Origin of the sequence: Blautia sp. AF26-2, from assembly GCF_003460955.1 — a bacterium.
Classification (GTDB): domain Bacteria; phylum Bacillota; class Clostridia; order Lachnospirales; family Lachnospiraceae; genus Fusicatenibacter; species Fusicatenibacter saccharivorans.
In genome coordinates, this window is the sequence record NZ_QTWD01000011.1 from 54,482 (window position 1) to 69,318 (window position 14,837).

The following is a 14,837-nucleotide window of genomic DNA, read 5'->3' on the forward strand; positions in this document are numbered from 1 at the left end:
TCGTCCGCAAAAAAGGGGAGGAATCAAATGTTGTGGATTTGTCTGACCGCATGGGCGGGGCTGTTCATCTGGTATTTCCGGATGAGAAAAAAGGCGGAAGATCACAAATTGGTGAGACGGATTTTCTGCCTTGCAGCGACAGGGTTTATAGCGGGCACTGCACTCTGCCTTCCGATCGGAGTGCGAAAAGTTTCAGGAGATGAAAAAGCGGAACTTCAACTGGAACGGGGTGCCTTAGGCAGCCAACCGACAGAGGAAAAACTTGAGGTTTCTGTTGGAAATCAGAAACCGGAAAGAATTACACTGTCTGTACCTGCAAGAGCTTACAGCGCAGAAGAGATAGAAGAGGCGTTCAGTGCGGCGATAGAGGCGCTGGATGAAATCATCTTAGGTGAGAATCTGTCTTTTCATACGGTAAACAGAAACATGGATCTGGTTACGGAAATACCGGGAAGCCCGGTGGCGCTTAGCTGGGAAACAGACAGGCCGTTGTTGATTGACAGCCGGGGTTTGCTGTCAGACGAGATTCCCGAAGAAGGAGTGGAGGTTACGCTGAAAGCGGAACTGGAACTTCAGGGGGAAACAACAGAATATATACGGAAGGTTCAGGTCTATCCACCGGAGATAAAAGGGCGGGATGCGGTTCTTAGGGCACTGAAAAAAGCAGTGGAAAAAGAAAACGAAGCACATCCCGAAGAAACAGCCTATTATCTGCCGGAGACACTGAACGGAGAAACTGTAACATGGTCAAAAGTGCCGGATCTGACAGGTCTGGAGCTGATGGCACTTGCCGCGGCGGCAGGAGCAGTCTGCTGGGCGGCAAAAGGAAGGGAAGAAGAAAAAGCAAGGCAGAAAAGAGAAGAACAGATGCTGCGGGATTATCCCGAAATTGTCAGCAAAATGGTTCTTCTTCTGGGTGCCGGGCTTGGGATGCGGAAAGTACTCGAGCGGATTGCAGTGGATTACCGGAAAAATCTGGCGCTTGGCGGGCAGAAACGTTTTGCCTATGAAGAGATTGTATTTACCTGCCAGGAGATGGAAAACGGTGTTTCCGAGCAGGAAGCGTACCAGCGCATGGGAATGCGTATGGGAACCGGAGCGTATCGTTCCCTTGCTGTTCTGCTGACGCAGAACCTGAAAAAAGGCAGTAAAGGACTGCTGGAATTATTGAAACAGGAATCGCAGGAGGCCTTTGAGGAGAGAAGAAGGCAGGCGAAAACAACAGGAGAAAAGGCATCGACAAAGCTTCTTCTTCCGATGGGCATGATGCTTGCGGTTGTATTGGTCATACTCACGGTTCCGGCATTTTTGTCCTTTTATGCATAGGGGATGTTTTTATCCCCACAACAGCTGGTAAAGAGAGGGAGGTGGGAATTATGAAGCTGATATCGGAGTTCTGGAAAGAGGAAGATGCGGTGGGTGTTGTGGAAGTGATTCTGATTCTCGTTGTGCTGATCGGACTCGTACTAATCTTTAAAAAGCAGCTTGTGAGTCTGGTCAACAGTCTGATGGAGAAGGTCACAAACCAGAGCAACACCGTATAAACGGGAAAATGTCCAATACGGAACTCCAAAGAAAAATTTAGAAGCCGGTACGGACCTATATGTCATTTGCATATCTGTGTCTCGGTATATCCTTTATCCGATCCACGGCATCTAAAGTTCGAAAAAGTAAAAGTAAAGTGGAAGGAGCTGTATCCCATGAGGGAAACAGAAAGACAGAAAAGATGGGCAGCCGGAAGCATAACAGCATATTTGTGTCTCGTTCTGATACTGATGCTTTCCCTGATTTCCGGGACAATTGCGTCGGTGCGAAATGCCCATGCACGGGTGATGACGGCCTGCGCAATGGAACAGGGACTGTATTCTCTGTTTGCCGGGTATGACAGAACACTGCTGGGACAGTACGAGCTGTTTTTTTATAACGGCGGGGATAAGAGCGGTGTCTGGAAACCTGAAACCATGAGCAGAAAAGTCGCAGAAACTGCGGGAGAAGTTCTGTCCCCCACTGCATCGGGGATGGGAATTCTATCAGGCAGTTTATCTGGCGGACAGGTTACAGAAGTTTATCTCGGCGGCTATCGTCTTGCGACAGACGAGGAGGGAAGTGCTTTCTCCCGTCAGATCTGTGAGGCAATGAAAGCCAGCCTTGGAACTTATGGAATACAGCAGCTTTCCCAGAAATTAAGAGGAGAACAGGAAACCGTGAAACGTCAGGAGGACGGACAGAGCGGTTACGAGGAAGAGGAGGTTTTAAAACAGTATGAAGAATCCAAACAGCCAGAAGAGGGAACAGAAAAAACAAAAGGTGAAGGAGAATCTGGAAACGGCACGCCTTCGGAACCGGATCAGAAGCAGCCGGTACCGGAAGATTTTGTGAATCCGATTGAGGTCATTCAAAAAGTAATGAAAATGGGAATTTTAGGACTGGTCCTCCCGGAAGGGCAGGCACTGTCGCAGGGGGAAACGGATGTATCGTTTCTTGCATCAAAACGGGAGCTGCAGAGCGGGTTTGGCATGGCAGAGTGTGGAAAAGAACTGAGCTTTGTGGATAAGATGCTTTCGTCCGAATATATTCTGTGGAAATTTCCGTGCTATACCAGCAAGGAGAAGAAGGAAGGGCTGCAGTGCCAGGTGGAATATGTGCTCTGCGGAAAAAACAGTGATCAGGATAATCTGGCGGGAACCGTGAACCGTCTGCTGGCGCTGCGGGAGGCGGCAAATCTGGTGTATCTGGCGAAAGATGCGCAGAAGCAGGGCGAGATGGAAGCAATGGCGGGGGTAATTGCCGCGTCGTTTGGAGTTCCGGCGGCGATGCCGGTTGTGAAAATGGCACTTGCCGTGTGCTGGGCATTTGCAGAAAGCATTCTGGATCTGCGGGAACTGCTGGATGGTGGAAAAGTAGCACTGTTCAAAACGGCAGAATCGTGGCAGCTTTCTCTGGAACAGCTTCCGAAACTGCTGGAAACAGGGGATCAGAGCAGAAAAAATGCACCGGGCGGCATGGAGTATTCCGATTATCTGCGGCTGCTTTTGATGCAGAAATCGGGAAAAGCGGTAACGTTTGGAGCGATGGATCTGGTGGAATACAATATGCGGACAGAACAGCAGCAGCCGGGTTTCCGACTGGATTGCTGTGTCGATGAACTGGAAGCCGGTTTTACGGCGGTAATTGGGAAACGAGAGTATGAGATTACGAGAAATTATGGATATGAGATGCAGGGAGCAGCCTGAAAAATGGGATGACTCCGGCAGGGATACAAAAGGGTGTTCTTCTGAACGGCACATTTATTTCTGGAACCTTATCAAAAAACTTATCCACTCTTCCGGGAATTTTTATAAATCCGGATCAGGAGAGCAGCCTTTTGTAAAACGAAAATGGAACAGGGCAAGCCTGACGGTGGAAGCTTCACTGGCACTTCCTGTTTTTCTGATCGCGGTTCTTGTGTTATTAAAAATCGTGGATCTTTACCGGTTGCATGGAATGCTGACGGTATCTCTGCAGGAGTCCGCGCGGTATCTTTCCGTCTGTGCCTACGCGGTGGATGAGACGGGAAAAGAAACGTATGAAATACCAGAAACGGCCGCGTGCATTGCTTATGCAGAAGCAAAGATTCCAAAAGAAATCCGCGAAAATGGAATGGTGACACTGGTAGGAAGCCGTGTGAAAAATGGATGGCTGGAACTGAAAGCGATTTACTGGCCGAAAATGGGAAACCGCCTCGTTCCGGTGCGGAACCGGGGAATTGCAGCGTGTGCGAAAGTGCATCTGTTCTGCGGAAAGACAGAAGAGGAGGCGGATGAAGAAGAGGGCGAAGCAAAACAGATGGTGTGGGTGACTGAGAACGGCAGTGTGTATCATACCGATTCGTCGTGCAGTCATATTAATCTTTCGATCCAGGTTTCCTCACCGGGTGCGCTTGCGTGGAAACGGAATCAGGATGGAGAAAAATATAAGGAATGCGAACAGTGCGTGGGAAATGGCGCTGCGGGGGCAGAAGTTTACTATACGAAATACGGAAACCGGTATCATAACAGTCTTTCCTGCAAAGGGCTGAAACGTAAAGTAAAACTTGTAGCACTGGAACAGACGGATGGACTGCCGCAGTGCTCGAAATGCGCGAAAAAGGCGGCGTAAGAAAGCCGGATATGAGCAGAGCAGATGTCTTTTTTCCGGGTGAGACCGGAAAGAAGGACGGTAAACAGAAACTCGGGTTTGCGGAAAGGAGGCCGCGGCTGTGTATCAGGAAGAAGTAAAGAGTGCAATTATATTGCTGTATCTGGGGATTCTTGCCGGAATGGATGTGAGGAAACGGCAGATCAGCCTTGTCCTGACCGGTGTTTTATTCCTTGCAGGCATTGGATGGCAGATTCTGGTGGAACAGACATCGTGGCTGGAATGGCTGCTGTCCCTGCTGCCGGGAGCGGGATTTCTGACGCTCAGTTATATATCACGGGAACAGGTGGGATACGGGGACGGCCTTCTGCTTCTGACGGTTGGAATCTGGCTGGGATTTGGGCAGACATTCGGCGTTCTGACGCTGGGACTCATTCTCTGTTCGGTACTCTGCGGAGTCCTTCTGATGCGGAAGAAAATACGGAAACAGGATTCTATACCGCTGGTGCCGTTTCTGCTGCTTGGATTTGTGGGGAGGTGCGGAATGCTTTGAAAGTGAAAATGAGAAAAGCAAGTATTACGGTAGAGGCAGTTCTGGTCGTGCCGCTTGTTCTGATGGTGATTTTTCTTCTGTTGTCGCTGACATTTTTTGTGCACGCACGGAGCTGGTATACATTTGCGGCATATGAAAGCACAATGCTTGCCGCCAGTGAAGGCCGCCTGTCCGTGGAAAAAGGAGAGGCAGCCGCCCAAAGCCGGATGGAATGGTGGATTTCCCAGATACCGCTTCCGGCTGAACCGGTGACCGTACAGACGGTGTGCAGAGAAAAAGAGATTCAGATAAAAGCAGAAGGAAACATTCTGCCAATCTGGAGCCGGAACGCGTGGGAATATTCGGTTTTGAGTGAAAGCAGGAGAAACAATCCGGTGAAAACGATCCGGAAGATACGGGCAGTAAAACAGATCTGGAACCAGAAGTAAGGACGGAAGCGGAGAAATGCAGATTGATTATAAAAGAGATTTGAATCATACATATGTTATTTTACAGGAGGAAAAAGAGCCGGACACGGCGTCGTATCAGATCCGTATGCTGCTGACAAACACAATCCCAGGGCTTTTGGACTGCAAAATCGGGAAAATGGATGATAAAACATTGTTTTACTATGAGGTGACATCAAAGCAGTCGCTTCAGAGTGTGTTTGAACAGCGCTCGATTGGGGCGGAGGCGCTGCGGAAACTGTTTGAACAGCTGCTGGATCTTCTCGAAGAACTGGGGCAGTACCTGCTTGCACCGGACGGTCTCGTTCTGCAGCCGGAGCTGGTTTTTGCAGATGCAAATCTGGAGAACTTTTCCTTCTGTTATCTGCCGGGAAAGCAGGGACACACAGGCTGTTTTCAGAAGCAGATCCGGGAGCTGATGGAATATCTGCTGCCGAAGCTGGATCACCAGGAGCAGGATGCGGTGGTACTCGGGTATGGACTGTATCGGGAGATTTCGGCGGAGATCTTTTCGGTTGAGATGATTCAGGCACTCTTATATCAGACAGGGAAAGAGAAGAAAGAAACGACGGAGCAGGAGGGAAAAGAGCGTCCTAGGGAAGAAAATCCGCCTGTACAGATGGAGGAAACACTTTGGGGAGAACAAGAAGCGGAAGCGGCGGAAAATTTTTTTGTGGAAGCGGAGGAAGAAAAGGATGAAGGACGCTGGAAAAATATTGTGGAAGCAGTGATCTGCATCGGATTTCTGGGAGGTGTGCTGGCACTGCGGTGGACACAGGCCGAAACTGTTTGGTATCTGGTGCTGGGAGGAGCGGCGGCTGTTGTGGGAATTGTAAGTCTGGCATTGGAACTTGCCAGCCGATGGAAAAAGCGGCAGTCGGGAACAGAAACAGGAAGCTATGGGAAGGCCGCAGGAATCCGGAAACAAGGAGAAACAGGAGATGTATTTTCGGAATATCAGAATCGGAAGGGCTTAAAACAGAAAGATGGAACATGGAATCCGAAAAGCGATACAGAACAGCAGGGATGGAAAAGGGATTCCTCAGCCGAAAAAGAGAAAACATGGGAAAAGAATGAAGAACAGGAAAACAGAAAGATGCACAGCCTGATGGAATTGGAGGGGCATGAAGAGGATCTGTTTGGAAAAACGGAACTGCTGACCAGCCCGGAGGATGAGGGAAGGGCATATCTGATTCCGATAGATCCGATTGATCTTCCGCTGATTCCGATTGAACGCGGAAGCACATTGATTGGAAAACTGTCAGCGGCGGCAGATGTAATTCTGCCATACCGTACGGTAAGCCGCCTTCACGCAAAGCTGGTCAGTACAGAAGAGGGAGATTATCTGCTGGATCTGAATTCGCGGAACGGAACAACGGTGAATGGCGTTCCATTGATGGGCGAGACAAAAAAGAAGCTGGAGGATGGAGACGATATCTCATTTGCCGGGAAGAAATACCGGTATAAGGCGGGAGAGAAAAACAGAAATTAGAGAAAAATGACGCATTACACTTTTTCGATTTGGAGAAAGTGCTGGATGCGTTATTTTTAATATGGCAGAATGATCGAAGAAAAAAGTTATGCGAATGAAACAAAAATATTACAGAAAAGAAAATTATGCATAAAATTAAAAAAAGAAATAATGTAAAAAATAATGTCATAAAACGTCGAAAGCCGTCGTGAAGCGTCAATAATTGTCGAAAAACGTTTATCAAAAAAGAAAAAAATTTGACGATTTCTTGCATTTACAAGTGAATTAAATTATAATAAAAAAATAGCACAGATAAGGAAATGATGTAATGGAAGAACAAAGGAAAAACAGTTACGATCCGAACGAAGATATCGTGGACCGTATGTGGAAGAGGTCAAAAAACAGCATCAATCTGGTCATCGTCGTATGCAATATTCTGGTATTCCTTGCAGTCACACTGACCGGAGGGACAGAGAGCTCCAGACATATGATGGACTGCGGTGCGGCGTATGCGCCGCTGATTGAGAGCGGAGAATACTATCGCCTGTTTACGAGTATGTTTCTTCACTTTGGCATCCAGCATCTGATCAACAACATGCTGCTTCTTTTGTTCCTTGGGGATTACCTAGAACGCGCAGTTGGAAAGATCCGTTATCTGGTCATCTATCTGGGCGGCGGACTCGTCGGAAATCTGTGCTCGTATCTGCATGAACTGTCCCTGATGAAAACAGGGGAAGCACCGGCAGTTTCCGCCGGCGCTTCGGGAGCGATTTTTTCTGCTGTCGGAGCGATGCTTGTTCTTCTGGCATTTCGGAAAGGAAGGCTGGAGGATCTCACCTTCCGGAGGATGGCCGTCATGGCTGTCCTTTCGCTGCTGGTCGGATTCCAGTCTTCAAATGTGGACAACTTCGCACACATCGGCGGTTTTCTGGCAGGTGCAGTCCTGATGGCGGTTCTCTATCCGGGAATGGCAAGGATCAGGAAAAGGGGAAAACGACCGTAAAGGTGCTTCCTTCCCCGGGAACGGAAGAAACGGAAATCGTGCCGTCGTGTGCGGTTACAATTTCCTTGCAGATGGCAAGTCCAAGGCCGGTTCCGTTTTTCTTATGTGTGACAAAAAGGTCAAAGAGAGTCGGCAGATCCTCGGCGGGGATTCCGCAGCCAGTGTCCTGCACACGGATGGTCAGAAAGTCACCGTCGAAACAGAGAGAGATTTTGATCGTTCCGCCGGAAGGCATTGCTTCCGCCGCATTTCGGATCAGGTTCAGAAAAAGCTGACGAAATTGCGTGGTATCAAGGGCAAAGCGCGGAATGGCAGATTCCTTGACAAGTTCAATGGAAACCTGTTGTTTTTCGAGGAGAACGCCGGTATCGGCACAGAGATTCTGGAGCAGAAGATAAGGATTCACGTAAGCGCGTACCGCCCGATATGAATGATTATAGCAGGAGAGCTCATCGAGCAGGGAGTTCAGAAAAGCCATATTTTCCTGGATTTTCTGAAAATAGAGATCGTTGGAAAGCTCCGGATGCGCTAAAAGAAGAAGCTGATGAAAGCTGTGGATAACCGCAACAGGATTTCGAACCTCATGTGAAATCCGGGAAATCATAGCGTGACATTCTTCCGATAAGCCCTGTGAATTGGTTGTTGGTTCTTTTGACATAGCCGTATCCTCCTTATGATGCGTAGGTAATGATTTTTGATTAGGCAAAAGTTTAGCATTGAAAAGGGGGAGCGCGCAACAAAAAGCGTTCTGCATTATTTGACATTTTTCGACAAATAGTGAGAAAATAGAGTTGTTCGGAACCGTGCAGAACGGGATTCGGAACAACAGAAGAATTAAAAAAAGTAAAGGAGAAAAAGATCATGGATTGTATTTTTTGTAAATTAGCAAACGGAGAAATTCCAACCGCAACATTGTATGAGGACGATGAGTTCCGTGTCATTCTGGATCAGGGACCGGCAACGAAAGGACATGCGCTGATTCTTCCAAAACAGCATTTTGCAAACATTTATGAAATTCCGGATGAAACCGCAGCGAAAGCAATGATTCTCGGCAAAAAAATGGCGACGGCCATGACGAAAGCGCTTCATTCTGATGGCTTCAATCTGGTACAGAACAATGGTGAGGCAGCAGGACAGACGGTATTCCACTTCCATATGCATCTGATTCCAAGATATGAAGGTGACAATGCCGGTATTGCTGCATGGAAGCAGGGAACTCTCGAGGATGCGGTAAAAGAGCAGATCATTGAGAGCGTGACGGCAGAGCTGAAGGCCTGAGAAAAGGCTGGCAGCAGCCAGAAAAAGAATCAATGACAGACGAACAGGGGCGGAGAACAATGGACAAAAATAACTTTTCAGAAATATATAAAAAGTATGTAATGACAGCCTATTCAGCCGCAATGCAGGTGGTGCACAATGAAGCCGATGCGGATGATATCGCACAGGAAACGATGGTGAAACTGTACCTGAATATTGATGCGCTGGATGAAGACAGAGTAGAAGGCTGGGTCCGTGTCGCTGCAAAGAATCTGGGAATTGATTATCAAAGAAAAACACAACGTTTTGACTGGAACGAACTGGATGAGGATCTTCGGGCGGAAGAGATGGAACTTCCGACGCTTGCAGAGGAAGAAAAGCAGGAGAGAAATCATTTTTTTCAGGAAGTGATGGATGCACTGAAAGATCATGATGAATCGGGTTATTATATTACGCGTGAAATCAAGGTGCATGAGCGTTCGGAAAAGGAAGTAGCATCCGAAATGGGTATCACCATCGGAAATCTGCGGGTGAAAATGACCCGGACGAAAAAATGGCTTTGCCAGCACTTTGCTGACAAAGCCAGAGAAAGGGGATTTCTGTAGTTACTATTTGCGTTCGCATTCCTGGATCAGGGAAAGGATGCGGCCGATGGAATCGGTGTGGCTGCTCTTCTTCATCGCATTGATGTAGGTCTGACGGTTTTCGTAAACCTCACGGATTGCGGACTGAAGAGTCTGCGCATTCACGGATTCTTCTTCCAGAACTTTACTGTAACCCTGACGCTCAAAGGAACGCGCATTTAAAATCTGGTCTCCGCGGCTGGCATTGGCAGAAAGCGGAATCAGAATGTTTGGTTTTGCCAGAGCACTGATTTCGCAGATCGCATTTGCGCCGGCGCGGGAGATGATCAGATCTGCTGCGGCGAAGAGATCCGGGAGCTCATCTTTGATGTACTCGAACTGAACGTAACCTTCGGTACCATTTAAGGATGCATCCAGTTTATCTTTACCGCAGAGATGAATCACCTGGAAATCTTTCAGAAGTTCTGGTAAAATAGAACGGACCGCATGATTGACAGCGACGGAACCGAGGCTTCCTCCGATGACGAGAATAACCGGTTTTGCGGCATTGAATCCGCAGAACTTCAGGCCTTCCCGTGCATCGCCGGACAGCAGTTCCTGGCGGATTGGCGTTCCGGTCAGAACGGCTTTGTTTTCCGGGAGACATTTAACGGTTTCCGGGAAATTACAGCAGACCTTTGCAGCGGACGGAATACACAGCTTATTTGCCAGGCCAGGCGTCATATCCGATTCATGGATGAGCGCCGGGACTTTACATGCTTTGGCGGCAAGGACAACCGGTACCGAAACGAAGCCGCCTTTGGAGAAGACAACGTTTGGTTTCAGCTTTTTGAGCAGTTTTTTTGCTTCAAAGTAGCCTTTTACGACGCGGAATGGATCGGAAAAGTTTTTCGGATCGAAGTAGCGGCGCAGCTTTCCGGATGAAATTCCGTAATACGGAATGCCGAGATCTTCGATCAGCTTGCGCTCCATACCGTCGTAGGAACCGATATAAGAGATTTTATAACCTGCTTCCTTTAATTTTGGAATCAGGGCAATATTCGGGGTAACATGGCCGGCGGTACCTCCGCCTGTCAGAACAATATGCTTCATGAGAATTCCTCCCTGGAATTTGATAATATCATTTGGCTTTTATTATCCCCTCAAGAAGAAAAAAAGTCAAGAGCGGTTACAACATGGAAAATGCCGAGGAACGGAAGAAGATGAAAAAGATAGAAAAAGAAGAACAGCTGAAAAAGAAACTGGAGCAGACGATGGAAGAAAAAATGGCTGCGGATTCGAAAACGGTGGAAGGGGAATCGGCAGTTGTAAAGGCAGAGGAAGGAAACACAGCAACAGAACAGGAGCCGGAGGCTGCGCCTGCACTTTCAGAGGAAGAACTGAACGCAATGTACGAGCGCTTCCAGCAGCGACTCCAGAAGGAAGGACTCGCGGACGCGGAAGGCAACCCGACAGAAAAAACACTGGAGATCCGCCGCCAGATCGTGGAGAAAAAGGTGGAACGCGAAAAGCAGGCGGAGAGACAGAAGAAGATTGCGAAGAGAGCGAAAACAACAAAACACTGGGTACGGACGGCAAAGGCGGCTGGTGTTGTGTTGGTTGTGGGGGCGTGCGTTTTTGGAGCCAGTATGACGAGCGAGGCGAATCGGATTCGGTTGGTGGAGACGATTAGTGGGGTTCGGAATACAGGAGATACCACATGGATAGATAATGGAGAGGAGCGAAAATATACAAGAGGAAATATAGACGAGGCACAAAAGAAAATAAAAGATATGATACATATCGCGGTTCCAGAATTTTATTATATTCCTGCGGGAATGGAATATAATGATATTATGATAATGCCTGAGATACAAATGGCATCTATAGAATATCAATATAATGGGCAGTTTGTTTATTTTCGTTTGGCTTCGAATGAGAAGGACCTATCACAAGGAAGTTGGAAAGATCAAGAGAAACTTGAAGTAGAAACGATGGACAACGTAATAGAAGTTGAAATGGGCACAATCTCAGAGAATGATGAAGAAAATTATTATGCAACTTGGAAATATAAAGATGCATATTATCAACTAAGCGGTCAAATAGAAAAAGAGGAATTAATAAAAATTTTAAACGAAATGCAGTATAATTTGTAATTATATTAGAATCAGAACGTATATATTATGTAGATGAAGACGGGAGAAAAGAGGAAGTATGAAAAAGGCTATGAAGTTGAAAAGCTTACTCTTTTGTGCAATGCTTGTGCTTGCATTGGCTGTAAATACGGTAAGTGTGCAGGCTGATGCATTAGATTATTTAGGAAATACGATAGATGAATCCGTCTTAACAAATGAAATAGAATCAGTTGGAACGTACCAGAGTGTGGCGCGAAGTACATATTTACATGAGGGATATGTAAGAATTACTAATAACGGTAATGGTTATATTGGAATAGGAGGAGCTACCTTATGTAATGTTACTTGCAATACAGTAAAATTAAATATATATTTGGAACGTTCGAGCGGCCCAGAAGATTTTTACAGCTATAAAAAATGGGAAAAAGTGGATTATAACACTAACTCATTATACTTTAGTACACAGATAAAAGTAGAAAAAGGTTATTATTACCGTTTAAGAGGTTATCATTCCTGTACTAAGAGTGGTGTTACTGAGAATGGTGGAAGTTCAACCAATGGAATCTATATTGGATAATAATTTTTCACCTAACATGTAGATATCAATATTGAAAACAAGCAAAAGTATAATTCATACAAGCACAAGAGAGTAGAGTAAATGAACGGAAATAATTTTTAGACTAGTAGTTTGCAACTCCCTCACCCCTTAAAAATCCCGGGGCCAGTCCCCTATAGAAACCTTATAACAATGAATATATTAAGACGAAAACGCAGATCTTTCAGGATTTTCAACGCGTCGAAATTCCTTTTTCCAACCACAACACAGATCTGAGTCATCATGTGTTACTATGTTCAGCGTGTGAGTGATCATACGGAACATCGGCTGGCCCCGATAAGTGAGGCATCGGTATTACTGCAGGAATACCGGTGCCTCTTTTCTGTACGCTTCTACAAGCCGATGCCCATAATTGAACAAAAATATCAAGATTGTTGTGCAATCTGCTTTAAAATTCCGTTGGAATCTGCCAGATATTATGCTATAATAATCAAAAAAGAGAGAATAAGCATAAAACACAAAAGAAATTTCAGATTATTTTCGCGGACAACGCGTCAAAGACCATGCTGGCATGAGAACTTGATGACTGCTGGCCGCGATAACGGGCCAAACGCATAACGCGTGTTTTGACCCGTAGTGACAACATTTTGTCCCCGAACAAAACGGGAGAACAGGAGGCATCTTATGCGTCTTACATTTCTTGGAGCAACACATGAAGTGACGGGCAGTTGTTATTATCTGGAGGCTGCCGGGAAGAAGTTTTTAGTGGACTGCGGTATGGAGCAGGGACCGAATATTTATGAAAACAAGCCGATTCCGGTTCCGGCATCCCAGCTGGATTTCGTATTGATCACGCACGCGCACATCGATCACACCGGAAATCTGCCGCTGCTGTATGCACACGGCTTCCGCGGTCCAATCTATATGACCCCGGCGACGGTAGCGCTTTCGGACATCATGCTCCGCGATAGCGCACACATTCAGCTCGCCGAGGCCGAGTGGCGGAACCGCAAAAACCGCCGGGCAGGAAAAGAAGATTACGTCACGCCGTACACAATGGAGGATGCCCTCGGCGTGATCCGCTTACTGGAGGGCATTCCGTATCATCAGCGTGTGACACTATCGGACGGCATTCAGATCCGTTTCCTCGATGCCGGTCATCTGCTCGGTTCCGCATCCATTGAGCTGTGGCTGACAGAGGACGGTGTGACGAAAAAACTGCTCTTCTCCGGCGATATCGGAAATATCCATCAGCCGCTGATCAACGACCCGGAGTACCCGGAGAGCGCTGATTACGTGATTATGGAATCCACCTACGGTGACCGGAGCCACGGTCCGAAACCGGATTATGTACCGGAGCTGGCAAAAATCATTCAGGAAACGCTCGACCGCGGCGGCAACCTCGTGATCCCGTCGTTTGCTGTTGGAAGAACGCAGGAGATGCTGTACTTTATTCGTGAAATTAAGGCAGAACATCTGGTTCACGGCCACGGCGAATTCCCGGTTTACGTGGACAGTCCGCTTGCCGTTGAGGCAACCAATATTTTCCGCGATCACCAGAAAGAGTGCTACGATTCCGATGCTGCAGCGCTCCTTGCGCAGGGCATTAACCCGATTCTGTTTCCGGGCTTAAAGCTCTCGATTACATCCGATGAATCGAAAGCCATCAACTTCAACGAAACCCCGAAGGTCATTATCTCCGCGAGCGGCATGTGCGATGCGGGACGAATCAAGCATCATCTGAAACACAACCTCTGGCGGCAGGAGAGCACGGTTCTTTTCGTCGGCTATCAGGCCGTCGGTACACTGGGACGGGCGCTGATCGGAGGCGCGAAGGAAGTGAAACTGTTCCAGGAAGAGGTTCATGTGAACGCGCACATCATCCAGTTCCCGGGCATGAGCGGCCACGCAGATCAGGAAGGACTGCTCAAATGGGCAGGCAGTCTGCAGGCAAAACCGGACCGCGTTTTCGTAACGCACGGCGAAGATAAAGTGACGGAAATTTTTGCAGAAAAACTGTGGGACGAATTCCGCTACCCGGCGATGGCTCCGTTCTCCGGCACGGTATTTGACCTGAAAGAAAATGAATTCATCGAAAAAACCGTCGGCATTCCGATCCAGAAGGAAACAACGGCAAACGCAGGAACACTGCGCACGAGAAGCAGCGGAAATGCCGTCTTCGATCGTCTCGTTGCGGCTGGTCAGCGGCTGCTCACCGTCATTACAAGAAACAAAGGCGGTGCTAACAAAGACCTTTCGAAATTTGCTGACCAGATCAACAGTCTCTGCGACAAATGGGACAGATAAAGCAGTCCGGTGGCTGGAAGAAAGACTGTGCTATTAATATAGAAGAAAAACCGGAAGAAAGCAGGCGGCAGGGAAGCTGTGCTGCATCAGAAAAGAAAAAACAGAAGTGGATAAATTACAAACTCCCCGGGGTGAGCATTCCCCGGGGAGTTATTATAATAAAAAAGAGCAAGCGTAAAAAAAGTTATTTCTGGATAGCCTGTTCCAGCGCTTTTGCAAGCTGGTCTGGACATGATGTTCCGCGTCCGTTGCAGTCGATGCCTTTCATGCGGGAGATGGCTTCGTTTACGTCCATGCCCTCAACGAGTCTTGCAACACCCTGTGTGTTTCCGTTGCATCCGCCTACGAACTGTACGTTGTGTACTTTACCGTCTTCTACCTCAAACAGAATTTTTCTGGAACAGGTACCTTTTGTTGTATATTCCATCGA

At 47.5% G+C, this 14,837-nt stretch carries 16 protein-coding genes; 13 read left to right on the forward strand and 3 right to left on the reverse strand.

What is annotated here, in order from left to right:
* The first annotated feature begins 27 nt into the window (after positions 1-27).
* From DWY63_RS14125 to DWY63_RS14160, 8 genes are all read left to right on the forward strand, one after another.
* Positions 28-1,326: a type II secretion system F family protein gene (locus DWY63_RS14125; protein WP_055226608.1), complete on the forward strand. Its 1,299-nt coding sequence runs from the start codon at positions 28-30 to the stop codon at positions 1,324-1,326.
* 50 nt (positions 1,327-1,376) lie between these two features.
* Positions 1,377-1,544 (forward strand): Flp1 family type IVb pilin, encoded by a 168-nt coding sequence (locus DWY63_RS14130; RefSeq protein ID WP_022461946.1) that lies wholly within the window; start codon positions 1,377-1,379, stop codon positions 1,542-1,544.
* A 156-nt stretch (positions 1,545-1,700) separates the two neighbouring features.
* Entirely contained in the window at positions 1,701-3,233 is a 1,533-nt protein-coding gene (locus tag DWY63_RS14135; protein WP_117802474.1) for a DUF5702 domain-containing protein, read from the forward strand.
* A gap of 166 nt (positions 3,234-3,399) precedes the next feature.
* Entirely contained in the window at positions 3,400-4,137 is a 738-nt protein-coding gene (locus DWY63_RS14140; protein ID WP_147343077.1) for a hypothetical protein, read from the forward strand.
* Positions 4,138-4,237: 100 nt separating this feature from the next.
* On the forward strand, positions 4,238-4,669 hold the full coding sequence (locus tag DWY63_RS14145) for a prepilin peptidase (protein ID WP_022461943.1): 432 nt from the start codon (positions 4,238-4,240) through the stop codon (positions 4,667-4,669).
* Between the two features lie 2 nt (positions 4,670-4,671).
* Entirely contained in the window at positions 4,672-5,097 is a 426-nt protein-coding gene (locus DWY63_RS14150; protein WP_238061911.1) for a TadE/TadG family type IV pilus assembly protein, read from the forward strand.
* A 16-nt stretch (positions 5,098-5,113) separates the two neighbouring features.
* Positions 5,114-6,607 (forward strand): DUF6382 domain-containing protein, encoded by a 1,494-nt coding sequence (locus tag DWY63_RS14155; protein WP_117802476.1) that lies wholly within the window; start codon positions 5,114-5,116, stop codon positions 6,605-6,607.
* 307 nt (positions 6,608-6,914) lie between these two features.
* Positions 6,915-7,589 carry a rhomboid family intramembrane serine protease gene (locus DWY63_RS14160; RefSeq protein ID WP_226906363.1) on the forward strand — a complete coding sequence of 225 codons (675 nt, stop codon included), beginning with the start codon at positions 6,915-6,917 and terminating at the stop codon, positions 7,587-7,589.
* Here the strand turns inward: DWY63_RS14160 and DWY63_RS14165 are convergent.
* Positions 7,564-8,247 (reverse strand): two-component system sensor histidine kinase NtrB, encoded by a 684-nt coding sequence (locus DWY63_RS14165; RefSeq protein WP_055219129.1) that lies wholly within the window; start codon positions 8,245-8,247, stop codon positions 7,564-7,566. The two genes, DWY63_RS14160 and DWY63_RS14165, sit on opposite strands and share 26 nt — an antisense overlap.
* A gap of 203 nt (positions 8,248-8,450) precedes the next feature.
* Here DWY63_RS14165 and DWY63_RS14170 point away from each other — a divergent pair, with 203 nt between their 5' ends.
* Together DWY63_RS14170 and DWY63_RS14175 are read left to right on the forward strand one after the other, a co-directional pair.
* A complete protein-coding gene (locus DWY63_RS14170) occupies positions 8,451-8,867 on the forward strand; it encodes an HIT family protein (protein WP_172680766.1) in 417 nt (138 codons plus the stop codon).
* 59 nt (positions 8,868-8,926) lie between these two features.
* Entirely contained in the window at positions 8,927-9,451 is a 525-nt protein-coding gene (locus DWY63_RS14175) for an RNA polymerase sigma factor (protein ID WP_158568377.1), read from the forward strand.
* 3 nt (positions 9,452-9,454) lie between these two features.
* Here the strand turns inward: DWY63_RS14175 and DWY63_RS14180 are convergent, their stop codons facing one another.
* Positions 9,455-10,522 carry an undecaprenyldiphospho-muramoylpentapeptide beta-N-acetylglucosaminyltransferase gene (locus tag DWY63_RS14180; RefSeq protein ID WP_055219136.1) on the reverse strand — a complete coding sequence of 356 codons (1,068 nt, stop codon included), beginning with the start codon at positions 10,520-10,522 and terminating at the stop codon, positions 9,455-9,457.
* Between the two features lie 110 nt (positions 10,523-10,632).
* Here DWY63_RS14180 and DWY63_RS14185 point away from each other — a divergent pair, with 110 nt between their 5' ends.
* The 3 genes from DWY63_RS14185 (at position 10,633) to DWY63_RS14195 (ending at position 14,407) form a co-directional block, all read left to right on the forward strand.
* Positions 10,633-11,565, forward strand: a complete 933-nt coding sequence (locus DWY63_RS14185; RefSeq protein WP_158568378.1) for a DUF4367 domain-containing protein — start codon at positions 10,633-10,635, stop codon at positions 11,563-11,565.
* A gap of 58 nt (positions 11,566-11,623) precedes the next feature.
* On the forward strand, positions 11,624-12,121 hold the full coding sequence (locus DWY63_RS14190; protein WP_117802478.1) for a DUF6147 family protein: 498 nt from the start codon (positions 11,624-11,626) through the stop codon (positions 12,119-12,121).
* Positions 12,122-12,784: 663 nt separating this feature from the next.
* A complete protein-coding gene (locus DWY63_RS14195; protein ID WP_022461365.1) occupies positions 12,785-14,407 on the forward strand; it encodes an MBL fold metallo-hydrolase RNA specificity domain-containing protein in 1,623 nt (540 codons plus the stop codon).
* Positions 14,408-14,591: 184 nt separating this feature from the next.
* Here the strand turns inward: DWY63_RS14195 and DWY63_RS14200 are convergent, their stop codons facing one another.
* Positions 14,592-14,834 carry a TIGR03905 family TSCPD domain-containing protein gene (locus DWY63_RS14200; RefSeq protein ID WP_022461364.1) on the reverse strand — a complete coding sequence of 81 codons (243 nt, stop codon included), beginning with the start codon at positions 14,832-14,834 and terminating at the stop codon, positions 14,592-14,594.
* Between the last annotated feature and the right edge of the window lie 3 nt (positions 14,835-14,837).